The sequence below is a fragment of the Streptococcus sp. AM43-2AT genome (assembly GCF_003603405.1).
GTDB lineage: Bacteria > Bacillota > Bacilli > Lactobacillales > Streptococcaceae > Streptococcus > Streptococcus ilei.
This window is the reverse complement of the sequence record NZ_QTND01000001.1, coordinates 799,060-822,766: the sequence shown is the minus strand read 5'-3', so window position 1 is coordinate 822,766 and position 23,707 is coordinate 799,060. Positions and strand designations below refer to the sequence as shown.

The 23,707-nt window shown below is 39.7% G+C and carries 31 protein-coding genes and 1 pseudogene; 29 read left to right on the top strand and 3 right to left on the bottom strand.

The window, feature by feature from the left end; translation table 11 throughout:
• Positions 1–36 precede the first annotated feature (36 nt).
• From DW930_RS04085 to nth, 26 genes are all read left to right on the top strand, one after another.
• A complete protein-coding gene (locus DW930_RS04085) occupies positions 37–510 on the top strand; it encodes a hypothetical protein (protein ID WP_123159394.1) in 474 nt (157 codons plus the stop codon).
• A gap of 115 nt (positions 511–625) precedes the next feature.
• Positions 626–1,066 (top strand): hypothetical protein, encoded by a 441-nt coding sequence (locus DW930_RS04080; protein WP_123159393.1) that lies wholly within the window; start codon positions 626–628, stop codon positions 1,064–1,066.
• A gap of 97 nt (positions 1,067–1,163) precedes the next feature.
• The gene (locus DW930_RS04075) at positions 1,164–1,448 is read left to right on the top strand and encodes a hypothetical protein (RefSeq protein ID WP_120702372.1); all 285 of its coding nucleotides are present in this window, start codon (positions 1,164–1,166) and stop codon (positions 1,446–1,448) included.
• 54 nt (positions 1,449–1,502) lie between these two features.
• Positions 1,503–2,066 (top strand): hypothetical protein, encoded by a 564-nt coding sequence (locus DW930_RS04070; RefSeq protein ID WP_123159392.1) that lies wholly within the window; start codon positions 1,503–1,505, stop codon positions 2,064–2,066.
• A gap of 25 nt (positions 2,067–2,091) precedes the next feature.
• Entirely contained in the window at positions 2,092–2,787 is a 696-nt protein-coding gene (locus tag DW930_RS04065; protein ID WP_123159391.1) for an SMI1/KNR4 family protein, read from the top strand.
• 161 nt (positions 2,788–2,948) lie between these two features.
• Positions 2,949–3,689, top strand: a complete 741-nt coding sequence (locus DW930_RS04060; RefSeq protein WP_120702245.1) for a hypothetical protein — start codon at positions 2,949–2,951, stop codon at positions 3,687–3,689.
• 85 nt (positions 3,690–3,774) lie between these two features.
• A complete protein-coding gene (locus DW930_RS04055) occupies positions 3,775–4,173 on the top strand; it encodes an NTF2 fold immunity protein (RefSeq protein WP_123159390.1) in 399 nt (132 codons plus the stop codon).
• Positions 4,174–4,261: 88 nt separating this feature from the next.
• Entirely contained in the window at positions 4,262–5,191 is a 930-nt protein-coding gene (locus tag DW930_RS04050; protein WP_123159389.1) for a hypothetical protein, read from the top strand.
• A gap of 247 nt (positions 5,192–5,438) precedes the next feature.
• Entirely contained in the window at positions 5,439–6,131 is a 693-nt protein-coding gene (locus DW930_RS04045; protein ID WP_120702239.1) for an Imm43 family immunity protein, read from the top strand.
• A gap of 100 nt (positions 6,132–6,231) precedes the next feature.
• Entirely contained in the window at positions 6,232–6,552 is a 321-nt protein-coding gene (locus DW930_RS04040; protein ID WP_023022578.1) for a hypothetical protein, read from the top strand.
• Positions 6,553–6,602: 50 nt separating this feature from the next.
• A complete protein-coding gene (locus DW930_RS04035; protein WP_023022580.1) occupies positions 6,603–7,148 on the top strand; it encodes a DUF4304 domain-containing protein in 546 nt (181 codons plus the stop codon).
• A gap of 132 nt (positions 7,149–7,280) precedes the next feature.
• Positions 7,281–7,643, top strand: coding sequence for a hypothetical protein (locus tag DW930_RS04030; protein ID WP_224781601.1), 363 nt, complete (start codon positions 7,281–7,283; stop codon positions 7,641–7,643).
• 208 nt (positions 7,644–7,851) lie between these two features.
• On the top strand, positions 7,852–8,211 hold the full coding sequence (locus DW930_RS04025) for a hypothetical protein (protein WP_123159388.1): 360 nt from the start codon (positions 7,852–7,854) through the stop codon (positions 8,209–8,211).
• A 64-nt stretch (positions 8,212–8,275) separates the two neighbouring features.
• Positions 8,276–8,863 carry an SMI1/KNR4 family protein gene (locus DW930_RS04020; protein WP_123159387.1) on the top strand — a complete coding sequence of 196 codons (588 nt, stop codon included), beginning with the start codon at positions 8,276–8,278 and terminating at the stop codon, positions 8,861–8,863.
• Between the two features lie 22 nt (positions 8,864–8,885).
• Positions 8,886–9,437 carry a hypothetical protein gene (locus DW930_RS04015; protein WP_123159386.1) on the top strand — a complete coding sequence of 184 codons (552 nt, stop codon included), beginning with the start codon at positions 8,886–8,888 and terminating at the stop codon, positions 9,435–9,437.
• 72 nt (positions 9,438–9,509) lie between these two features.
• Positions 9,510–10,115, top strand: a complete 606-nt coding sequence (locus tag DW930_RS04010; RefSeq protein ID WP_023022589.1) for a DUF6707 family protein — start codon at positions 9,510–9,512, stop codon at positions 10,113–10,115.
• A 145-nt stretch (positions 10,116–10,260) separates the two neighbouring features.
• Positions 10,261–10,761, top strand: coding sequence for an NUDIX hydrolase (locus DW930_RS04000; protein WP_123159385.1), 501 nt, complete (start codon positions 10,261–10,263; stop codon positions 10,759–10,761).
• Positions 10,748–11,476 carry a GNAT family N-acetyltransferase gene (locus DW930_RS03995; RefSeq protein ID WP_123159384.1) on the top strand — a complete coding sequence of 243 codons (729 nt, stop codon included), beginning with the start codon at positions 10,748–10,750 and terminating at the stop codon, positions 11,474–11,476. Before DW930_RS04000 ends, DW930_RS03995 begins: the two co-directional genes overlap by 14 nt.
• Positions 11,477–11,517: 41 nt before the next feature.
• Positions 11,518–12,420 carry a putative PEP-binding protein gene (locus DW930_RS03990; RefSeq protein ID WP_123159383.1) on the top strand — a complete coding sequence of 301 codons (903 nt, stop codon included), beginning with the start codon at positions 11,518–11,520 and terminating at the stop codon, positions 12,418–12,420.
• Complete coding sequence (locus tag DW930_RS03985; RefSeq protein WP_123159382.1) at positions 12,362–12,802, top strand: ASCH domain-containing protein; 441 nt, start codon at positions 12,362–12,364, stop codon at positions 12,800–12,802. Before DW930_RS03990 ends, DW930_RS03985 begins: the two co-directional genes overlap by 59 nt.
• Before the next feature lie 331 nt (positions 12,803–13,133).
• Positions 13,134–14,513 carry a bifunctional UDP-N-acetylglucosamine diphosphorylase/glucosamine-1-phosphate N-acetyltransferase GlmU gene (glmU, locus tag DW930_RS03975; protein ID WP_123159381.1) on the top strand — a complete coding sequence of 460 codons (1,380 nt, stop codon included), beginning with the start codon at positions 13,134–13,136 and terminating at the stop codon, positions 14,511–14,513.
• Between the two features lie 9 nt (positions 14,514–14,522).
• On the top strand, positions 14,523–15,071 hold the full coding sequence (locus DW930_RS03970; RefSeq protein ID WP_023022601.1) for an NUDIX hydrolase: 549 nt from the start codon (positions 14,523–14,525) through the stop codon (positions 15,069–15,071).
• 18 nt (positions 15,072–15,089) lie between these two features.
• A complete protein-coding gene (macP, locus tag DW930_RS03965) occupies positions 15,090–15,428 on the top strand; it encodes a cell wall synthase accessory phosphoprotein MacP (RefSeq protein ID WP_023022604.1) in 339 nt (112 codons plus the stop codon).
• Between the two features lie 27 nt (positions 15,429–15,455).
• Positions 15,456–16,148 (top strand): 5'-methylthioadenosine/adenosylhomocysteine nucleosidase, encoded by a 693-nt coding sequence (locus DW930_RS03960; protein WP_123159380.1) that lies wholly within the window; start codon positions 15,456–15,458, stop codon positions 16,146–16,148.
• 21 nt (positions 16,149–16,169) lie between these two features.
• Entirely contained in the window at positions 16,170–16,478 is a 309-nt protein-coding gene (locus DW930_RS03955; RefSeq protein WP_023022610.1) for a hypothetical protein, read from the top strand.
• A gap of 104 nt (positions 16,479–16,582) precedes the next feature.
• On the top strand, positions 16,583–17,212 hold the full coding sequence (nth, locus tag DW930_RS03950; protein WP_117745025.1) for an endonuclease III: 630 nt from the start codon (positions 16,583–16,585) through the stop codon (positions 17,210–17,212).
• 435 nt (positions 17,213–17,647) lie between these two features.
• Here nth and DW930_RS10570 read toward each other — a convergent pair.
• From DW930_RS10570 to DW930_RS03930, 3 genes and pseudogenes are all read right to left on the bottom strand, one after another.
• A pseudogene (locus DW930_RS10570) lies at positions 17,648–17,827 on the bottom strand (helix-turn-helix transcriptional regulator); the annotation flags it as partial.
• Positions 17,828–17,996: 169 nt separating this feature from the next.
• Positions 17,997–18,383 carry a VOC family protein gene (locus tag DW930_RS03935; protein ID WP_123159379.1) on the bottom strand — a complete coding sequence of 129 codons (387 nt, stop codon included), beginning with the start codon at positions 18,381–18,383 and terminating at the stop codon, positions 17,997–17,999.
• Between the two features lie 11 nt (positions 18,384–18,394).
• Entirely contained in the window at positions 18,395–19,222 is an 828-nt protein-coding gene (locus tag DW930_RS03930; RefSeq protein ID WP_123159378.1) for an exodeoxyribonuclease III, read from the bottom strand.
• A 316-nt stretch (positions 19,223–19,538) separates the two neighbouring features.
• Here DW930_RS03930 and pbp2b point away from each other — a divergent pair, with 316 nt between their 5' ends.
• From pbp2b to DW930_RS03915, 3 genes are all read left to right on the top strand, one after another.
• The gene (gene pbp2b, locus DW930_RS03925) at positions 19,539–21,620 is read left to right on the top strand and encodes a penicillin-binding protein PBP2B (protein ID WP_123159377.1); all 2,082 of its coding nucleotides are present in this window, start codon (positions 19,539–19,541) and stop codon (positions 21,618–21,620) included.
• Between the two features lie 10 nt (positions 21,621–21,630).
• Positions 21,631–22,227, top strand: coding sequence for a recombination mediator RecR (recR, locus tag DW930_RS03920; protein WP_006596694.1), 597 nt, complete (start codon positions 21,631–21,633; stop codon positions 22,225–22,227).
• A gap of 429 nt (positions 22,228–22,656) precedes the next feature.
• Positions 22,657–23,703 carry a D-alanine--D-alanine ligase gene (locus DW930_RS03915; protein ID WP_123159376.1) on the top strand — a complete coding sequence of 349 codons (1,047 nt, stop codon included), beginning with the start codon at positions 22,657–22,659 and terminating at the stop codon, positions 23,701–23,703.
• Positions 23,704–23,707: the final 4 nt, after the last annotated feature.

Below are 23,707 nucleotides of genomic sequence, written 5' to 3'. Positions count from 1 at the left end.
ATATTTTTTTTAAATGACAGAATTGAGGTAGACTGGATGAATTGGGATGATGAGATTGAACGTCTTATAAAAAGTGATTTCTTTTTTAAAATGGGAGAAACTGAACAAATAGATCATGTTATCTTTATAAAAAACGTCAATGAAGTTTTTATAAATCCTACGGAAGAAGCTTTTGAGAATCTATATAAAAAAATGAATTGGCTTCCGTCGTCGCTGAGTGATAAAGATCCATTTTATGGGGATCTTAAGGTTCCAGAGGAACTTGTAGATTATAGGAAAAGGGTTAGTCAAATTATATACCAAAAGGCAAGAGAGATGGATAAAAGCCTGTTTGTATCCAGAGCGCATGATTTTTCAAATGTTGCTAAAATGGGAATGGCCTTTGCTTTTAGACAATATTTAGTAGAAAAGTCCTTGTCGTTAGGGTCTTATTGGGAAAATATTGTTAACTTGTATTATATGGGACATTGGCCGATAGGGTATTTTGAAGGGATCCTGTTTGCTATTTAAGATAACATGATTAAAAGTAAATATAAAAGTATGAGGCTTTGCTAGAGACTTATTCTGACCTATCAAATGTTTTTCATGAAGCAAGCACCCTTTAGCTAACGAGAGAGTGAGAACAATGAGTGACATAAAAAAGAGATTATCCTTATTAAAAGTAGAAAAACGAATCAAGGGTTTGAAGGGAATAAAGGATGTCCATTTTCTGACCACTAAACCGAAAGAAATTGCTTGGTATGCTGGGGAGTTGAATCCTATCGATTCTCCGATTCCTTGCCTTTATGAGTTTCCTGTCGATCTTGCGACTAAAGATCTGAGTAGGTCCATTCAAAGTCTAGTTGACAATAGAAGTCAGTTTATCCTAGTTTTGTGGGAGTTTTCTCCGATTTATGTTTTGTTTCAAATGGAGTCTTTGGATGATTTTTTGCCCTCTTATTTTAGTGAATTTTTTACCAGAGACTTGACGCTATTCTTTCAAGACCAGGAAAAAGTATTGGATCTCCATTTAGCGGAGGATAAAGTAGAAGTGAGAGTCTTGGAGAATAAGGCTAAGAACCGGTAGATTCTATAAATTGAAAATGAGCATAGAATTAGTCGATGAAGGAAGCAAAGAGGAAAGAATGCTATTCTTGGAGAGACAAATGGTAAAGGTGGCTCTAATGTGTGAAAAAGAATATTATTATTATGACAATAGTGAGTTTATGTCAGGCCTAGGAGTTATTTATACAGAGTTTACTGGTCAGCGTGCAAGTCGACAAATTAACGTTTTGAATGGGCACTCTTATGCTTCCTCTTGCCTACAGGATTATGTTCCAGAAGTAGGGTTTCTACTCTATGATGGTCGAAAAGATGAGTTGGATCTATCAGACTCCATCAAGATTAGTCAAGAGGAATTTGAACGAATCTGGGCTCAGGCTGTCGCTAGCAGTAAGAATGATACGTAATCGTCAGTTGAAAATAGCCAAATATAATCAAAAAAGTGTGAGAGGAGTCCAATAATGATGCTTAATTTGTTGAAGGAATTTGTAGAAATCTATCACCTCAACAGGGGCTTAGGAGAGTTAGAATATACTAGTGAAAATCTCCATGTCGAAAAGCCAGATTTGTCTGGTCAATTGGAAGAGTTCTATCAACATTTGAACTTTGATGAAGAAGCTTATTTTAGAGGGGCTCCCTATGATCTTGCTCTGTTTCCTCTCTCCTCTTGTGAAGCTGCAGCAGAAGGATGGCAGGATCAAGGCTGGAAGGAAACTTATGTAGTTTTTGCCCACTTGATGGGGGATGAAGTTATCTTTTGTGACTTAGAGAGTGATCTCAGTCCAGTCTATGGGAGAATCCCAGGAGATTCTAAGCTCTATGCTCTCAGTCCTTCTCTCTCTACTTTCTTAACCACTTATATGCTGATGAAAAAGCTAGAAATCACCCAGTTTGAGAACAATATCTATATTGATGAGGATTTATTGGACTATAAAGAGGGCTTCTTGGAGGGAATTATGGATATTATCGAGGAGCAACTTCCTGAAGACTATCGAAATGATTTTATAGCATTTATGCTGGGTTAAAGCCAAATAGAGAGATGAGAAGCAAATGGAAATGAAGAATTTTTTAAAATGTTGTGAGGATCTGGTCATACAAGAAAGTGGGGCAACAGCTTTTGAACTAGAAAAACTTAAAGCCAGACAGTTTCCTCAAGCTCACTTAGATTTACTCTCCATAACCAATGGCTTGGAGTTTTATGGTGGCTATTATCGTTTGTTTGGTACAAATTCTGCTCAAGCCATCACACTTGACTCTTGGAATTCAGACACGTTTTGGAAAGATATCTGGGAAGATTATGTATCGGGCTACTATTTTTTTGGTATGTCTGCTATTGGAGATCAATTCGCTTATAGATTGAAGGATGGGAACATTCAAAGTCCTCAAGTTTATTATTTTGATGGGATTACTATGGATGTCATCGAGATCTACGACAGTTTTGAAGCATTTTTTGAGAGGGAATTTGTTCTGAAGGCTCAAGGTGGGATGGAATCTATTTTTGTTTCTGCTAGGGAGCGATTTGGAAATCTAGACCTCTCCACAAGCTGTATTTATTCCCCTTCCTTAATGATTGTGAATGATCCAAGCGTTGAGAATCTCATGCTTTTACCGACAAAGGATGTCATGACTATCAATGGGGATTTGCTTGTTCAATTATCTGATTCGGAGGATTCAATTACGAAACTGGAGCAATATCTAGACGATTTAGGTAGAGCTAGAGTCAAGGTTATCTTTGATCGAGATTGAGCAAGCAGGATAAAGTTTATATAGAAAAGAATAGTCTAAAAATTCACGATTTTAGTTTTTGCGACAAGCGGTGCTGTAGTCTTCTTGAAAAAGTGTCATTGTAAAAATAGATAGGTTGAACAAAGAAACAGAAGCATGATATTCATGAAAAGAGGTGAACGATGACCAGTTTAGATAAATATTTAGAAATCATAAAAGAAGGATTTTCCGAAAGAGAGAATCTAATGGCAATGGAGCCTCTGCATTCTATAGAAGAGATTGCATCATTATTGGACGAAAAATTGACTTATAAAGAATTCATCGATATCAATCGCTTATTAAGACAAAAGTACATTGTTGAAAACCCAGAGGATATGCTGAAGGATGTGGATTTTAATCAGCTTTCGTTACCTAGCAATACGAGGGTGATTTACTTGATGGGAAGTAAATCTGATGTGCTAGACTTCTCAATATACGAACAAGTAGAAAAAATTTTATTAGTTGGTGCTAGAAGAGTAAGAAAGATTATCTTGCCCCAGAAAGATTGTGTAAAAGCTTTAGGGATTTCTTCTATGACAAATTTGGAAATGATAGAGAACATCTCTTTTCATACAGGTATGCGTTATCTGCACTTTGATTATGGTGTAAAGTTGCCGGACTTTGATTTTATAAGGGATTTAGATCAGTTGCTCTATCTTTCGTTTACAGCAAATAAAAATTTACCAGAATTGGATTTTATCCAGCCATCTAGTGAGCTTCGTTTTTTAGATTTTGTCGATACGAATATTTTTAACTACGCATCAACAGTTAGCTACTTGAAGAGTCTGAAACATCTCCGATTTTTAACAACGGGAAGAACGAATCAAAAGCAAAGGGAACTTCTTAGAAGTGAGTTACCACATGTTTGCATGCGAGAGGGGTAAAAACATGTCTTCAATACAGGTTTTTTATAACCTATGTCTTCATTATAAACGAACCATTAGTCCCGTTGTCTAAGTAGGAGGAAACATGACTCATACGAATCTAGCAAAAGAAACCTTACTCCAGTTTATGCAGGCTATGTATACTTGGGAGAAAAAGGCCACTAGGAGCCTAAGAAACCAAGCCTATAAAGAGATGTTGAAGGATGAATTAGCTACTATTTTTAATCAGTTTTGTACATCTAAAAAAACACTCAGAGCAAGGGAAGTATCTTTATCTGTCCGGTTTCCGTATGACTATAAATTAGAAACGCATCCCATCGTTGATGAAGAGCATAACGGAAATCAAGTTTATTTCTACATCAAGGAGAATCGTTCTGGTATAGAAACTCTCTATCGTTTTCAAATGGTGTTTCAAAAGGGGAAATGGTGGATTGATAAGAAAGAATGGCTCGATGATGGGAAGTGGATCAATTCTTCCTTGTGACATACATGGATAATGTAGGAAGACGGAAAGAGATGAACTTCAAAAACACCGGTAGTTGAGCGTAAGAAATGAAATTTTAGAGGTCAATATGAATAAAACACTTTCAAATCAAAAAAGAAAACTAACAACCATCAGAAATCAAATACTGAAGGCGAGAGATTTTGCACTTGAAAAAGAACAGCTTTTTGTTACTGAAGCAATTTTAGAAGCATTAAAAGCTGGTGAAAAAAGCCTTGTGGTTAATTGTGAGGAAAATGGAAAAACAGAAACGTACTCCTATAAACATGTGCGAATGATTCATGCTATTCGACCATATACTTTGGTTGCTGAATTTATAGAATGTAAAACATCTGAAAACTACCAGTTATTATTGAATGGCTGTTTTTGTTCTGTAATGGCTGATATGGCTTCTGCTAAATATTTAGCTAAAGGTGGCTCAAACTTTGATACAGATATTTGTTTGAATATCTTATTTGCCCTTGCCTATTTAGATGATGCTTATGTAGAGTTTTTAATTGATAAATTAGTCTATTTTAAAGAAGCTCAAGTTGAAAAAGGGAAGCAACCTATTTTCTTTTCATCCAGTAGTTTATTGCCTTTAGTCGTTTTTCTTTATGGAAATGGAGAGCATAATCGACTTGCTAGCCTACTGGAGAATGCTTATGATCCTAAATATAAACCATTGGACTCGAACCCTTATCATAATGTGAATGATGCCTATAAACAGGTTATGGAAACTATTTTTTCAGAGGATGTTGATGTTTTTAGAGAAACAATTTTATCCATGTGTGATTATCATTTAGCGAACACCAAAGATAGTCATTTAGTAGACTTCAATACCTTACTATGGCAGTATTTCCCAATTGAAATCTTAGTTTTACTAAAAGAACGTCAGAAAAGAGGCCTCCCAATCGACGGTCTTAGCCATCCCTTGCTTGATGACTTTTTACCCTATTTCATGGATGACTTTCAGATATCCGAGCAAAATAAGATGATACTTGGAACAATCTTAGAGTAGCAATGTAGAATACATGGAGAAGTCAATAGGAACAAAAGAATTTCAAATAAAAAAAGTAAACGAACAGCAATCAGCAAATACTAAAAGCCAGAGATTTTGCTCTTGATAATGAACAGCTTTCTGTAACAGAGGCTGCTTTAGATGCATTAAAAGCTGGTAAAAAGTATAGAAGTTACTGATAGGGGCAATGGTAAAACCAAAATCTAGAATTATTAATTGTAAAGGTAGATTAAGCTAGGAGAAAACGATGAATTATTATTTTATAATGGATGATAAATCCAATAAGACTTTTAATTTTGATGTTGAATATGGGCGAGTTGATTTTGAAATACAAAAAAAACCTTACGAAGAAGAATGGACTAAACCAATAGATTATATTTACGATCCAAATTGTCCTGATGTGATCTATTATAATTTTGTGAATAAAAAACAATACATAAATAAAATAAATTTTGATTATGATTATTATTGGTATTCCCATGGTTTTATCCTTTCTAAAAAGTTAGCAACCATTTTTAAACAATTCAAGATTCAAGGTCATGTTTGGAAAAAGCTTAAATTTACAGTGAATGGCGATGTCATGGAATCTCCTGACTTTTATCTATTAAAATTTAATACCTATACCAAAGATAATCCTGCTCCTGATTTTATTGATTATGAGAAAACAGAATCATTACCTTCTAAAACGATGTATACAGTTTCAAGAAAACTGGTCTTAAAAGAGGATGTTGACTATGATATTTTTAAGCCTGGAAGGGTTGAATTACTTGCAGCGGCTGGCTTTGTCGTTACGGAGGAAGTAAAAGAAGCCATCGAAACGAATCACTGTGGTCGAGGCATTCGTTTTTTACCGATTGAAACAGCTCAAGAAGAATATTGTAAGAATAGTTTTAAGGATTTTACTAGTTTATTAAAAAGAGCAAAGCCTAAATTACCCTAACATTAAGTATTCCTTTAAAAAATAAGACTCTAGTCTACATCATTCGAGATTTCAGGCAGAAAATATCAGAAGAAAATGCTTCTAAAAGGAGAGATAAGATATGAAGAAAACATACTTTGTTTATCAAGATAGTGGAGCGATAGAAAGGCAAAGTGACGGAGTTGAGTTCTGTAAAATACCGGAGTTTTGTGATGATCAGATCTATTTTTATTGCGATGAATATATGCTTTTTTGGACCTCCATTGAGGATGTAGGTAACATGAATAAAGCTAGGGATTTTAAATTAAAAGATAACATAGTACCAGCAACGCTAGAAGAGATTAGTGATGAAGGATTGATTGGCTACATAGATACAGTGAAACAATACAATATTGAGAATGGAAAAGTTGTAGGAATGATCTATATCCATTTAGACTCCTAGTAAACTGTAACGAACAACTCTTAACATCCTATGAAAGAGCAGGTAATGAAATGAAAGAGGCCAAAGAACTCTTCGTAAAAAATGGCTTTTCGCGACTAAAGCGAACCAATAACTATTATAAAATCAATCATGATTTTTACACGGTGATCTATTTTCAACGAAAATCAGATGGTACTGCCTATTTCGTTAATATTGGCATTCATCCCCTCTTTCTGGACTCGGGACTGTTAGAAGAAGTGGATTGTGCTCTAAGGACTCGATTAGGTTCTATCGATAATAGAAATGGCATGGATCAAGCTGAATTGGAAAATGCTGTCCAAGAGGCCATCGATTTTACTACTCAGTATTCATCGTATCCTACCGTATTTTCAAGCATAAATCCCGAGAAGGATCTTGAGAAGGATGGGTTGCTAAAAGAATTCTCTATCACCAAAGTGAACTTATGCAGATTGTATGTTGAGTATTATGATACCATCGATTCTGAGAAGGTAGCTTTAGATTTTGCAAACTATGGCTTATCCATTACACCTAAGATTGCCTCTGTACCTAAAAACTTCTTTAAAACCTATATTCGTTCGGGAGAAGTTTTAAAATAATATTACCAGTAATTTGAGATTAGGAAGGGATGATGGTCAAAGGGGAGAGTTTCTCAATAAAGTAAGTAATAGTCAAGAATGCTAGTCTAAACCTGTTCAGTAAAGGATGTGTCGCAAAAATTGGGGGAAAAGTTGAAAAGTAGAGATAATTTTCATAGACACTATTTAGTATTGTGGAACCTAATGATGTCCATAGAAAGTAATGTTGTAACCAGTGAAGAGGCTGAGTTTCTATATCCTTTTGATATGAGTAAAAAGGAAGATGTCCTTAAAGTATTTGATGCATTTGTGAAAGAGGATTTCTTGAGCCTAGAAGAAGAGAAGCAGAAGCAAGTGCTTGAGACCATTGAGGATGTTATACGGGCTGGAGATAAAGTGGTTGAGCATTTTTTTGAATATGAATTTGGTTTTGCTTCAAAAGAGCCAAGAAATAAAGTTGCCTTTCTAGAATTGGTTAAGGATATATTAGTCTCTTATTTGTCCATCTCAGACTAGTCATCTATTTTCCTTTGAATTTTAAGAATGAAATTTATGGACTTCGAGGTCGCGTATTTTAAGAGTAGTTGACAGCCTCAACCCAAGACTTAGCTGAGTGAGGATGATCTATTTAAGGTTTATAATCCTCACATGGGAAGAGTACTTACGCAAAATAGCGGATAGGCAAGAAAGAATGGTTTGATGATTCTAAAAGGAGAAATAAGAGATGAAAAACTATTTACTGGATGAAAGGATATTTCAGTATCCTGAATCGTTTAAAAAATTGATCGAACTCAATTTAGTTGATTTTGATATTTGGTATCTGTTAGATTCAGAATGGGCCCTGTCTTTGTATGAGGGATTGCAGGAAAGGTACCCAACCCGAAAGTTGATTCCATTTGCTAAAAGAGGAGATTGTGATGATACAGCTTGTTTTGAAATAGGAAAGGGCAATAAGGTCCAACTCATTCATGATTTTGCTGCAGAAGGCTGGGAACAACGAAAAGAGTTTAACGATTTTTGGGAATGGGTAGAATATGCGGTCAAATGCATGATAGAGTACAATAAAGAGGATGGGATTGAATAATCGCAAGCTCTTTTCTAGGGACGAAGGAACTCGTCTCTAATGATTTACAAGGTAAGGAGAACAAATGGAAATGATCCCCCAATTATTAAATGAGATTGAAAAAAGTCTCCAACAGCTAGATCATCCTTGTGTAGACCATCTAAATCCGGGCATATCTTCTCTAAAAATCCAAGAATTGTTTGAGGAAATCCCATTGCAGCCAACTCAGGACTTGCGTGCTCTTTATACTTGGAGAAACGGGTCAAAAGATTGTGAGGGAATCGCACTCGGTGAGCTGGCATTTTTTCCTGGTTTCTATTTGATGTCTCTGGAAGAAAGTATCCAGACCTATCAGGAGTTGAGGAAGACTTCTACTTGGAATCAATGCTGGTTCCCAATTTTTTCCAGCGGAGGGGGAGATTTTTATGCCATGAACCTAGCTTCAGAAGCTCAGGGACAAATTCTTGGTTTTTATGTATTTGAAGAAGAGACCCAGGTCGAATACCGGTCATTGAAATCTATGCTTGCAACCCTTAAAGCATGTTATGAACAAGGCATTATTTTCCGGAATGAACAAGGCTACTTGGATATGGATTATAGGAAGCATGCTGAGATAGCGCATGACATAAATCCAGAGGTGAAGATATGGCTTGAATTCTTAAAGGAGACGTAAGAGGAATGACCAAGGAGAAAAAATGGCAGTAGTTACTGTATTAAAAAAGATCATTAGACTCTATGAGGAAACAACGTTTATCCCCCAATCGGTGAGTTTTTCAGATACAAAATTAAGTACCCAGTCTTTCAATTTGACAGGAGAATTACTTGATTACTATCAACATATAGTGTTCAAAGAGAATTTATCTTTTGCCAATCAAAATTTTAATATCATTTTGTTGCCATTAGATTCTCCTACCAGGACAGTCGAATGTTGGGCCTTACAAGATGTTCTTCAGTTTAGTGAAGGGCAATACCAGATATTCGCTACTACAGATACAGACGATATTCTTTTCTGTGATATGCAAGATGAAAGTTCTCCAGTTTACGCGGGCAGGCCTGGAGATCCTATTTTCTACAAACTCAGCGATAGTTTGACGGAGTTTTTGGAGTTCTATTTCGCTTTTTCAAATTTTTGGGGCCAAAGAGAAGATGTCCCTCTGGAGGAATTTATTGCTGGGACAGGTGACTTAATAGAGCACTACCTTTCCCCAGACGTCCAAGCGACAGCGAAAGAATTTCTATTAAGGTAAGAGTGAGCTGAGATAGATTTGCAATTAAAGCCCTTCTCTATAACAAAAAATGAACTGGATAGGAGAAAAGAAATGAATGTTAAAGAACTAATTGAAGAGGTTGAAAATGATGTTGATTTAGCATCCTATATCAGTCTTGTACCCAAAAAGAATAAGAAGACCCAAGCTGTCTATCTCGAATCACTGAATCATCTGGCCTATTTACTTTATCTGGATGGTCAAGAGGAAACGGCTAAGGAATTATTAGATAGGATCATACAGGTTCCATTTGAAGGGAATTTTAACACCTGGACCTTTATTGATAGCTCTCTGGTTTTATTGGCTTATCTGGAAAGAGAGGTAGAAAATCAGGTATTCGTCTATAAAAAACTCCTTTTGTCTCCGTTAGAACAAGGGGAGGAATCAACTCAAAAAATTAGAAGGAGAGTTCATCAGAGATTTTTGAATGGCGATAGCCTGGAGCAAAAGCTTGCAAAAATCGAAAAGGCTCCAAGCCCTGAATCAGAAATGGAACGTCGTCTGCTATACTTGGCAGATTTGTTGAAGATTCACCTCTTTATTACTGAGTCAACTTGTGAAGAGATAGATATTCAGACAAAAATCGAAGAGAATATGGAGATACTAAAGAAGTATATCAAGGAGCATGAAATTTATAGCCTCTTTCCTTTTAAGGGATAAGGTGAGCTAGCAATCTTGGATTTTTATACTCTTCGAAAATCAAATTCAAACCACGTCAGCTTCGCCTTGCCGTACTCAAGTACAGCCTGCGGCTAGCTTCCTAGTTTGCTCTTTGATTTTCATTGAGTATTAGAAAGAGTAGAAAATGGAAATCAAAAATCACTTTGGCGTCTATGGCGTTTGCTTTGAAAATGGAAAATTACTCTGCATTGAGAAAACGAGAGGACCTTATCAGTATCGTTTTGATTTACCGGGTGGTAGTCAGGAAATCGGTGAGGGACTGACAGAAACTCTCAATAGAGAAGTTTTGGAAGAGACAGGATATGCTCTTAGCGATTATTCAAACCCTAGAATCTATGATGTGTTGGTTCAAGAAGAAGGGCAAGACTTCGCAGTACACCATCTCATGGCCTTTTATGATATCGTACTCGATTTCGAACGCTCTCAACAAACCCTTCCTCAGAAGGTTCTTGATGGAAGCAATGATTCAGCAAATGCCATTTGGTTGAATTTAGAAGAGATTACTGCAGACAATGCTTCGCCTTTAGTATTGAAGGCCAAGGCAGAGTTGCGAGGATTTCCAGAATTAGAACGGACAAGCTATAAGAATTGGAAGGTAAAGATGGGGGATAATGGAACTATTTAAAACATGGAAGAAAAATATGGTTCTCTATGGTCTTAAATCTCAAATCGGAACTGTCTACCGAAACAGTGATAGGACAACAAGTTTTTATGATGTTGGGAATTTTCTATTCCTAGCAGGGGAGTTGGATTCCAGATTTTGGGAAGATTTTGTTAGGAAATATGGTTTAGATTATAAGATTATTATTTCAGAAAATACCAATTGGCAAGATTTTCTGCATCAGAAAGTGGAGCTAATTTCTTTTACTCGTTATTCTTTTAAAGATAAGGCAAATTTTCAAGTTGAATTTCTAAATGATCTAGTTAGTCAGTTAGAGAAAGGTTACAATATTGTGCCTATTGATAATCGTATTTATAACTGCCTTTCTGAGGAAGAATGGTCACAAGATTTACAGGGAGATTTTGAGTCCTACCAGGATTTTACTTTAAAAGGTGGATTTGGCTTTGTGATTCTTAAAAATAATGAAGTGATTGCTGGGATTTCCTCAGGGTTAGTTTACCAAGGAGCAGTTGAAGTGGAAGTTGCAACTAGACCAAACGAACAAGGAAATGGATTTGCTAAAAAGCTTGGTGCTGCAATGATTCTAGAGAGTTTAAATAGAGATATGTTTCCACTTTGGGATGCTCATAACGAGGCTTCCAAAAAAGTAGCAGAATTTTTAGGATATGAGTTAGTTGAACCTTATGAAGCTTTTGAACTAGAGGAAAGTGTCGTATAATGATAGCTGATAGTGTAGCTTTTAAGACGAGGTGAATGAACATGCAAAATCAACTAGCTCTTAGTGGCGAAAAAATTGTTGAAAAAGTTTATCCCCATTTATTGCACCACGTCGGCTTGATTCGTGGGGAATACTTGTTGAGAGAACTAAACCAAAACATACTATTACCAAATTGTCAGCAATTTGTGAAAGATTATCTAGACACTATTTGTCATTTGTACTCAGATGAAGAAGTCTGGTATCGCTTTTCAGAGTTAACAAATGCAGAAGCAAATAGTCTAGACGGGACTAAAGAGTATTTTGACGAACGCCACCCCTTATTTGGATACAGAGGTATCAGGCGTTTGTTGGCGTGTCCAGATGAATTTCAGGCTGAGACAAATGTTGTTACAGAAGTTTTTCAAACCAATCTCAATCTGTCTGTTATTTTTCCTTTTGTCAATGATGCCGAACAATTAAAACAAGCTATTACAGTATTGCGTCAGTATGGTTTTACCGGGAAAGTCGGCACGATGATTGAATTACCATCAGCTTATTTCGACTTGGACAGGATACTGGAAACAGGCATTTCAAAGATTGTAGTTGGAATGAATGATTTAACTTCTTTTATTTTTGCGACTGTGAGAAACAGTCAATGGCATGATATGGAAAGTCCAATTATGTTAGATATGTTGAGACAGATGCAGGATAAAGCAAGGAAGAACAAGATTGATTTTGCTGTAGCAGGCTATCTGAATACTTCTTTCATACAAAAAATGAATCAGATGGGTATCGAATGTATTCTCCATTACAGCTCTATTCCAGAGATTTTTGATTTAGAAATTGACCATCCAGACCATCTTAAACATATAAAAGAAGAAAGTAAAAAATTACAAAGGAGAACTCATGACACCGCAAGAAATGTGGAATGCATACAAGCAAATCAACCCTTCTATCGGAGATGAAATCGATGCTTGGGCTTTTGGAGTGGAAGCAGATCTCTTGGCAGATTTGGTACTAAGAGGCGAAAAGACAGCAACAGCCTCATCCTACGACCTCTACGCACTAGAGGACGAACCCCTTCCCCAAGAAGGGACCTTTGATGTTATTTTAGACAGCCGAAATCAGGCTGTCTGCATTGTCGAAATTACCAAGGTTTCTGTTCAGCCCTTCCATCAAGTGTCTGCTGACCATGCCTTCAAGGAAGGTGAAGGAGACAAATCTCTGGCCTATTGGCGTCAGGTTCATGAGGACTTTTTCAAAGACTGGTTAGGAGAAGCCGGTCTGGCTTTTACACCTGACAGTAAGGTGGTTTTAGAAGAATTTCGCAAGGTTTATCCATTGTAGAACGAGGCTGGGCAAAAACTGTCCAGCCTTCGATGTTTAATAGGAATAACTGTATGACGCAGTAGTTGATTGGCATCTTTGTTCGCTACTTAGCTCCAAAGATGACCTATGAAGATGGAAAACCATGTTTTCTTTATCTGCAACCTCCAACAGTCTCCCAGACTGTTGGAGCTGTGCGGGGGTGGGAAAATTGAAAAGGTTTGGGGAACCTTTTCAACTTTTGTTTAATTAGTCGAAGTTCTTTCCCACTCCCTTTGGTTCGGATCTAATTTTCCAAAAGGGCTAAAAAATGGTATAATGTAAGCGATATTGTACAGAAAAGAGAATGTATATGCCAAATTATGCCATTATTTTAGCAGCGGGAAAAGGTACCCGTATGAAATCAGATTTGCCGAAGGTTCTACACAAGGTTGCTGGGATCTCTATGTTGGAGCATGTTTTCCGAAGTGTTGGAGCCATCTCACCCGAAAAGACTGTAACGGTTGTGGGCCACAAGGCTGAATTGGTGGAGCAAGTCTTAGCTGGACAAACAGAGTTTGTCAAACAAACCGAACAATTGGGAACTGGTCATGCAGTTATGATGGCAGAGCCAGTCTTGGAAGCTCTTGAAGGCCACACCCTTGTCATCGCAGGGGATACACCTTTGATTACGGGTGAAAGCCTCAAACACTTGATCGATTTTCATATCAACCACAAAAATGTGGCAACGATTTTAACAGCCGAAGCAGTGAATCCATTTGGTTATGGCCGGATTGTCCGTAATGACAATGCAGAAGTGCTTCGCATCGTCGAGCAAAAAGATGCGACAGATTTTGAAAAGCAAATCAAAGAAATCAATACAGGGACTTATGTCTTTGACAATGCCCGCCTCTTTGAAGCTTTGAAGAATGTCAACACCAATAATGCCCAAGGTGAATACTATATCACAGACGTGATTGGGATTTTCCGTGAAGCAGGTGAAAAAGTCGGGGCCTACACGCTCAAAGACTTTGATGAAAGCCTCGGAGTTAACGACCGCGTAGCCCTTGCGACAGCAGAAGGCATCATGCGTCGTCGCATTAACCAAGCTCATATGGTCAATGGAGTGAGCTTTGTCAATCCTGATGCGGCCTATATCGATATCGATGTTGAGATCGCACCAGAAGTACAAATCGAAGCCAATGTCACTCTAAAAGGGCACACAAAAATTGGGGCTGAGACAGTCTTAACCAATGGAACCTATATCGTGGACAGTGAAATCGGTGCAGGTGCTGTTATTACCAACTCTATGATTGAAGAGAGCACGGTAGCGGATGGTGTGACTGTAGGACCTTACGCCCATATTCGTCCTGGATCTAGCTTGGCAAAAGATGTCCATATTGGAAACTTTGTCGAAGTCAAAGGTTCGTCTATTGGCGAAAATACCAAAGCTGGTCATCTGACCTACATTGGTAACTGTGAAGTCGGCAGCAACGTCAACTTTGGTGCGGGAACTATTACCGTCAACTATGATGGGAAAAATAAATACAAGACAGTAATTGGCAACAATGTCTTTGTCGGTTCGAATTCGACCATCATTGCGCCAGTTGAGCTAGGAGATAATTCTCTAGTCGGTGCTGGATCTACCATTACCAAGGATGTTCCAGCAGACGCGATTGCGATTGGTCGTGGCCGTCAAGTCAATAAGGATGAGTACGCGACTCGCCTTCCTCACCATCCTAAAAATAAATAGGAGATTTTCATGCAATTTGAAGAAAAAACCATTGAGCGCAAGGAGATTTATCAAGGACCGATTTTCCAAGTAGTCACAGATCAAGTGGAACTACCTGACGGAAAAGGTCAAGCGCAGCGTGATTTAATCTTCCATAATGGAGCAGTAGCGGTTTTGCCGATCACAGAAGATGGTAAAACTATCTTGGTCAAGCAGTACCGCAAGGCGATCGAAAGGACTTCTGTAGAGATTCCAGCAGGGAAGTTGGAAAAGGGTGAAAATGCGGATCCTCAAGCAGCTGCTCTGCGTGAATTGGAAGAAGAAATTGGTTACACAGCGGATCTAGAGTTGTTGTATGATTTTTATTCTGCCATTGGATTTTGTAACGAGCGGATCAAACTCTATGTTGCGACCAACTTGAAAAAAGTGGAAAATCCTCGCCCTCAAGATGAAGACGAGACCTTGGAACTCCTTGAGGTGACTTTAGCAGAAGCTGAGGATTTGATCCAAACGGGTGATATCTGTGATGCTAAAACCATCATGGCAGTTCAATATTGGAAACACCTACAAAACAAATAAAGAATAGAGGAGACACCGATGGGCAAACCTTTATTAACAGATGAAATGATTGAGCGGGCAAACCGGGGAGAAGCTATCTCTGGTCCCCCGCTCTTTGATGAGGAAGAAACAAAAATTCTCCCGACAGGAAACAGGGGATTTGGTTATGAACGGCCAGTGACTTCAAGGGAAGTAGATAGTGGACGTGGAGCATCGTATCCTCAGGAGACTATTCCGATCAGAGTCCAACCTACTGTGACCAAGAGCCGTCGGATTGAGAACCAAAAAGATGAGGTGATTCAATCAAAATTGAATAAGATCTTATTTTGGGTCATCCTGCTCCTCATCTTGTTAATTCTTGCAATTTGGCGCCTATAAGGAGCGTCTACCAAAGGAGTAACGAATATGAAAATTGGAATCATTGCGGCCATGCCACAAGAGTTAAAAATCTTAGTGGAAGCTTTGAAGAATGGAGAGAAACATCTTCGCCTAGGAAAGGTCTACTATACAGGATCGATTGGTCGCCATGAGGTCGTCTTGGTTGAAAGTGGCATCGGCAAGGTGATGTCAGCCATGAGTGTGGCTGTATTGGCCAATGATTTTAAGGTGGAAGCTATTATCAATACGGGTTCTGCAGGTGCTGTAGCACCAGGGATGGCTGTTGGGGACATCGTCCTTGCGGACAAATTGGTCTACCACGATGTCGATGTGACAGCTTTTGGGTATGACTATGGCCAGATGGCAGGGCAACCACTCTACTTTGAATCCAGCCGCTATTTTGTATCAGAGATGAAAAAAGTTCTAGCTGAGGAACAAACACCAACCCATGTTGGGCTGATTGCGACTGGGGATAGCTTTATCGCGAGTGAAGAAAAAGTCGCAGCGATTAGGGAACATTTCCCAGAAGTATTGGCCGTTGAGATGGAAGGGGCGGCTATTGCCCAAGCGGCTCATGCAGCTGGCCGTCCTTTCATGGTTATTCGGGCTATGAGTGACACGGCAGATCACGCAGCTAATATCTCTTTTGATGAATTTATCGTAGAGGCTGGCAAGCGTTCTGCTCAAACCTTGATGACTTTCTTGAAGAGATTAGTATAGAAAAAGATAGAGAGATTGAACATGTATCGGGAATCATATTTTGATGGAGGCCTACTTTCATATATTGGCCATGTTTTATTATCAACATTAATTACAGTATTTACTTTCGGTATATGTGCTCCTTGGGGCATGTGTATTATGTATAACTGGAAGATCAAGCATACCGTGATTGATGGTCATCGTCAATACTTTGATGGAACAGCTATGCAATTGTTTGGTAATTGGATCAAATGGTGGTTCTTTACCATCATTACATTTGGAATCTATGTGTTCTGGTTAAATATCAAGGTTACTCAATGGGTTACCAAACATACTCATTTTATAGACTAATAGAAAAGGACTCGTCTACGGACCAGTCCTTTTCTGAAGCTGATTTTTTTAGAAATAGACTGACTTCATGCTATAATAAAGTCTAGTAATGCAAAGGAGAAGTTATGGTCTTATCAAAAAAACGGGCACGTCATGTGATTGAAGAAATTATTGCCCTCTTTCCGGATGCTCAACCAAGTTTGGATTTTCGCAACCATTTTGAATTATTAGTAGCGGTGATGCTCTCTGCTCAAACGACGGATGCGGCGGTTAATAAGGCAACTCCTGCCTTGTTTGAAGCTTTCCCAACTCCTCAAACCATGGCGGTCGCCAGTGAAGCCGACATTGCCAAGCACATTTCCAAATTAGGCCTCTATCGCAATAAGGCAAAATTTCTCAAAAAATGTGCCCAACAATTGTTGGACAATTTTGATGGCCAAGTCCCCCAGACACGGGAGGAATTGGAGAGTTTAGCTGGAGTGGGACGCAAAACAGCCAATGTGGTCATGAGTGTAGGTTTCGGAATTCCTGCCTTTGCTGTTGATACCCATGTAGAGCGGATTTGCAAGCACCATGACATCGTCAAGAAATCAGCAACCCCATTAGAAGTGGAAAAACGGGTGATGGACGTTCTTCCTCCTGAACGCTGGCTCCCAGCTCATCAGGCGATGATCTATTTTGGACGGGCTATCTGCCATCCTAAAAATCCCGAATGTGATCACTATCCGCAACTCTATAACTTTAAAGACATTTAAAAAGCGAGGTCTAATGACTTCGCTTTTATTTGATAGGGAAGAAAGTAAGAGCCAAGAAATCAGTAGAGTAATAGCGCCAACTCCAAGGCAAAATAGAATAGGAAGGATGATTCTTTGGTAGGGAGCTTTACCCCTTTCTTCCGCTTCTTCAATCTCGCTCAGACTGCGTCCTTGTTCATAGGCGACAATCTGGCGATAAGTACGAAGATTATGCTTTTTCTTGAATTTCTCAATGCGTAGGGCATAGAATAAAGCGACAGCAAGAATCAAGCAACTAATTGTGATACCGTACCCCTCTAAATAAAGAATTAGGGGAATACTGATGATAGGACTGCCAATTAGCAGTAAGCTAAAGACCACTTCATCTTTTTGATAGCGGATAAATTCTTGGTCATGAATAATCTGTTTCATGGTTTCCAAATCTCCTTTGACTAGTTTGTCCAATGACACTTCAAAGACCTTGCTTAATAAGAGCAGATTTTGAATATCAGGGTAGGTAGCGCCGCGTTCCCAGTTGGAAATGGATTGACGGCTGACAAAGATGATTTCAGCTAAATCGTCTTGAGATAAATTTTTCTCTTTACGATAATGCTGGATTTGTTTTCCAACTTGCATAAGATCTCCTCGCTTCCTGATTTCATTCTACTCATTTATACAAAAAACGGCTATCAAAGTTCTTTGACATGTTGATTTCATAGGCTTTCGCAAAGATTTTTGTCACTGGATTTCAGGTCTGTCAATTCATATTTTCCTATTGAAAAAGGGGCCAGCAGCCTCCTTTTTCTTATTCACTAAATCTTAAAAAATAACCATCCGGATCCAAAATCGCAAATTCATGGGGATAAATGAAGCTATCCCCCACTCGAAATTTTCTTTTTGTCAGCGGACGATGGATAGGATATTCAGCTTCCAGCAGTTTTTTGTGGAGCTGAGGGACATCCTTGATGCCAAAGGAAATATTGACACCGCGTCCGAAAGGATAAGTCAATTGGGCTAATTCTTCTGTACTGCCTTCTTCTAGCATAAGTTGGCAGTCTTCAAGCGAGAGGAAGAGAAATTTCTCCTCTGGACGCTCGTATTCGACAGAGAATCCCAGCAAGTCGCAGTAGAAGTGGTGTGACTTTTCGATGTCAGATACTACAAATTCAGGAATGATAGCTTGATAGTCCATTAGCGTTCTCCTTAGAGCTCAATCTCCATGACAATCGGTGTATGGTCTTGACGGGCACCGGAGTCAATCATAGCTGATTTGGTCACCTTATCCGCAAGTCGGTTAGAAGTGAGCCAGTAGTCAATTCTCCACCCTGTATTGTTGATTTTTGAAGTCTTGCTACGTTGCGCCCACCAGGTGTATTGCTCTGGAAGATCCCCGTGCAAGTGGCGGAAGGTATCAGTGAACCCTTTGGCTAACAAGTTGGTGAAGCCTGCACGTTCTTCATCGGTAAAGCCTGGGGAACGACGGTTGCTGGCTGGATTGGCCAAGTCGATTTCCTTGTGAGCTACGTTGTAGTCTCCAGTTGCCAGAACTGGCTTTTGTTGATCTAGTTCCGCCAAGTAGTCTGCGTATTTGGCATCCCAGATTTGACGTTCTTCCAAACGTTTGAGCCCATCTCCAGCATTCGGAGTATAGACCTGGGTCACAAAGAAGTCATCAAATTCAAGAGTAATAATGCGACCTTCGAGGTCCATAGTAGAAGGAGCACCGATTTCTGGGAAGCTTACTGTTGGTGTCAATTCTTTTTTGTAGAGGAACATGGTTCCTGCATATCCTTTACGAGCGGGTTCTACAGATGACCGCCAAGTGTTTTCATATCCAGGGAAAAGTTCTTCTAAGACCTCTAAGTGTTTTTTCGTTGGTCCTTTGGCAGATAATTTTGTTTCCTGGATGGCAATGATATCCGCATCCTCGGCTACCAAGGTTTGGAGGACGTCTTGCGAGAGCTTCGCGCGCGCAGAGTCACTCGTCAAGGCGGCATTCAATGAGTCAATATTCCATGAGATTAGTTTCATATCGTTTCCTTTACTAACTTTGTCGATGCTTCTATTATACCAAAAAATATCCAGTCTCCTGTCTCTTGTGATTTGAGGAAGGATCCGCTTTTGGTAGAAAATTGTTTATATTGTTCATATTGCTAAAAGAATAGTTGCCATGGAGTTCACAATGGCTATTTTTTTATCCGGTCTAGCGACTCGCGTCTGGATGAAATGTGCTATAATGGAAGTTGAGTTTAAAATAGAAATATTCCTCAGGTTCCCTTTAAAGTTATCCTATTTTTAGGTTGCCTTGATAGGGGCTAGGGCTGAGAATCCAGATGAAAGGAGAGGTATGGCTCGAAAATCTAAACGTTCAAAAAAAGCGAATGCAAAGGTGAGAAAATTTGATAATCGGTGGATTACTAGACGACTTTATTTGTTATTCAGTCTAGTCTGTACCCTCTTTTTGATTTTAATTGCTCGACTAGGGTATATGCAGATTACTCATCAAGGCTTTTATACACAAAAATTAGCAAAAGCTACCAAAAAACATTTAACAAGAGGAAGTATCCGGGGGCAGATTTATGACGCTTCTGGTCAGCCACTGGTAGAGAATGTCGATAAGAAGGTCTTGTCCTTTACACGTAGCAATAAATTTACTGCGGAAGAGATGCGTCAAACAGCACAGCTTCTCCTAAATTACGTAAGCGTGTCAAATCCTCAAGTCACCAAGCGTCAAGAAATTGACTTTTATCTCGCAAACACAGAAGTCTACAAAGAAGTAGTGGACAAACTGCCTAAGGAGGAACGCATCGATACGGATGGTAACCCACTTCCAGAAGCAAAAATCTACCAGTATGCGGTGGACAGTATTGACCCAGCTAAATTAGGCTATACGGATGAAGAAAAAAAGGCCATCTATCTCTTTAGCCAAATGAATGCAGTCGAAAACTTCGCCAGTGCTACGATTGTGACGGATCCGATGTCCGATGAGCAGGTGACGACAGTCAAAGATCATTTAAAAGAATTTCCAGGATTTGAAGTGATCACGAGTTGGGATCGAAAAGTAGTCGATAGTCCTTTGGCTTCTATTGTCGGTAGTGTGTCGACAGAGCAAGCCGGTCTACCAGCTGAAGAAGCCGATGATTATTTGGAAAAAGGCTACGCCTTAAATGATCGCGTCGGAACTTCTTATTTAGAAAAACAATATGAGTCTGTCCTCCAAGGAGAACGGGTTGAAAAAGAGATCCATTTGGACAAGAATGGCAATGTCGAAAAGATCGAAACCCTCTCAAAAGGAAGCAAGGGAAATAATATCAAGCTTTCGATTGATTTGGATTTCCAAAGAGGAGTGGAAGACATCTTGAAGAAGTCCTTCCAGGCAGAATTAGCTGCTGGCAATGCGACCTACTCAGAAGGAGTCTATGCTGTTGCCTTGGATCCAAAAACGGGTAAAATCCTTGCCATGGCAGGGATGAAGCATGAAGCCGGTTCTCAAGATCTTACTCCTGATGCTTTAGGGACGGTGACCAATGTCTTTGTCCCAGGTTCGGTTGTTAAAGCGGCTACCTTGACAGCAGGATGGGAAAATGGGGTGATTTCTGGGAATCAAGTCTTATTGGATCAACCAATCTCATTTTCTGGTTCAGCTCCCATCACTTCTTGGTTCACCCAGTTTGGAAGCCGAGAAATCAATGCGGTGCAAGCGTTAGAATATTCTTCCAACACCTATATGGTGCAGATTGCTCTTGATTTGATGGGGCAACCCTATCAGCCCAATATGACCTTAAAGACAGACCAATTGGATCCTGCTATGAACAAATTGCGTTCGACTTTTGCCTCTTATGGTCTGGGGTCAGAAACAGGGATTGACCTTCCAAATGAATCGACGGGCTATGTTCCCAAAGAGTATTCGATTGGCAATTACTTAACAGACGCTTTTGGTCAGTTTGATAACTATACGCCTATGCAGTTGGCTCAATATGTGGCAACCATTGCCAACGATGGGAAACGCGTGGCTCCACACCTGGTTCAAGGAATCTATGAGAATGATGCGAAGGGAGGTTTGGGTCCTCTAAAAGAAGAGATTGCAACAAAAGAACTCAACCAAGTGGCTATATCACCTGAAAACCTAGCCATCATCAAACAAGGTTTTTATCAGGTAGTATATGGAACCAGTGGCTTTTCGACTGGTAAAACCATCGGAGAAGGTGCGGCGGTACCAATCAGTGCGAAAACTGGGACTGCAGAAACATTTGTAAATGGTGGGACCCCTGCTGTAAATACCAATGTCATCGCCTATGCTCCATCTGAAAATCCTCAGATTGCTGTGGCAGTGGTCTTCCCACATAATACCAATCTCCAAGCGACAGTCAGTCACAGTATTACCAGAGAGATTATCAATCTCTACCAGCAAAAACATCCTATGAATTAGAAAGGAAGCTATGCTCTATCCAACACCTATCGCAAAATTAATTGAAAGTTATTCGAAGCTCCCTGGTATTGGGATCAAGACAGCAACTCGTCTGGCCTTTTATACCATCGGAATGAGTGATGATGATGTCAATGAGTTTGCAAAGAATCTCTTGTCAGCAAAGCGGGAATTAAGCTATTGTTCCATCTGTGGAAACTTAACAGATGAAGAAGAGTGTGCCATTTGTCGAGACGAGACTCGCGACCCATCGACCATCTTAGTAGTGGAAGATAGTCGAGATGTGTCAGCCATGGAAAATATTCAGGAGTACCACGGTCGCTACCATGTCCTTCATGGCTTGATTTCGCCTATGAATGGTGTCGGACCGGATGATATTAACCTCAAGTCCTTGATCACACGATTAATGGATCATGAGGTCCAAGAAGTGATTGTGGCGACCAATGCAACAGCAGATGGGGAAGCAACTTCTATGTATATCTCACGCGTCCTCAAACCAGCTGGTATCAAAGTGACCCGTCTGGCACGTGGATTAGCCGTCGGGGCCGATATCGAGTATGCGGATGAAGTGACCCTTCTTCGGGCTATCGAAAATCGAACCGAGTTATAAGCGGTTACAGAGAGGCTGGGACAAAAGTCCTAGCCTCTCAATTGTTTTTTGATTGTCGAGCAAGACGCAGTGGTTGAGTGCTCAAAGCACTGCTTTGAGGTGGTGGATAGAACTTGCGAAGCAAGTATCCTAAGTCTTTGTTCGCTTTTTAAGCTCCAAATATGACCTAATGAGGGAAACAAAGTTTCCATTATCTGCAACCTTCAACAGTCTCCCAGACTGTTGAAGCTGTGCGGAGGTGGGACGACGAAATCGAATTCTAACGAATTACCGATTTCTGTCCCACTCTCTTTTTGTTTTTTAGGTATTCTCTCTCGTTTTCTTTCTTTTTAAAGTGTGGTATACTAGAGGGACGAACTCGTATGTGAGGAGTGCTTTTGATAAGTCGATTATGAAGCACAAAATTAAACAAAGGATTAGGACCAAACAATGGCAAAAGAAAAAATTGTACTTCTTTATGGTGGCCGTAGCGCAGAGCGCGAAGTGTCTGTACTTTCAGCTGAAAGCGTCATGCGGGCGATTAATTATGACAAGTATTCTGTTGAGACCTATTTCATTACTCAGACGGGAGACTTCATCAAGACCCAAACCTTTGAAGAGAAGCCTGCTGAAACAGAACGCTTGATGACCAACGAGACCATTGATTGGGAAGCTAAAGTATCTCCGAGCAGTATCTACCAAGAAGGGGCGGTTGTCTTTCCAGTCCTTCATGGACCGATGGGAGAAGATGGATCGGTTCAAGGTTTCCTAGAAGTCTTGAAACTTCCATATGTGGGATGTGATATCCTTTCTTCTAGTGTGGCGATGGATAAGATTACCACCAAACGGGTCCTAGAATCTGCAGGGATTCCACAAGTTCCTTATGTGGCTGTCCTTGAAGGAGATGATCTAGAAGCTAAACTAGCTTTGATTGAAAAAGAATTGACCTATCCGGTCTTTACCAAGCCTTCTAATATGGGCTCTAGTGTCGGGATTTCAAAAGCAGAGAACCAGGCAGAACTTCGTCAGTCTTTGGAATTGGCCTTTAAATACGATAGCCGTGTTCTAGTTGAGCAAGGTGTCGTAGCGCGCGAAATCGAAGTGGGACTATTAGGCAACTACGATGTGAAAAGTACCCTCCCTGGTGAAGTGGTCAAAGATGTAGCCTTCTATGACTACGAAGCCAAATACATCGATAATAAAATTACGATGGCGATTCCAGCGGAAATCCCAGCAGAAGTTGCTGCGACCATGCGTCAGAATGCCGAATTGGCTTTTCGTGCCATTGGTGGTAAAGGTCTCTCCCGTTGTGATTTCTTCTACACAGAGGATGGAGGCATCTACTTGAACGAGCTCAATACCATGCCCGGCTTTACCCAATGGTCGATGTACCCTCTACTTTGGGATAACATGGGCTTGGCCTATCCTGATTTGATCGAGCGCTTGGTAGAATTAGCCAAAGAAACCTTTGAAAAGCGTGAAGCGCACTTACTGTAAGAAA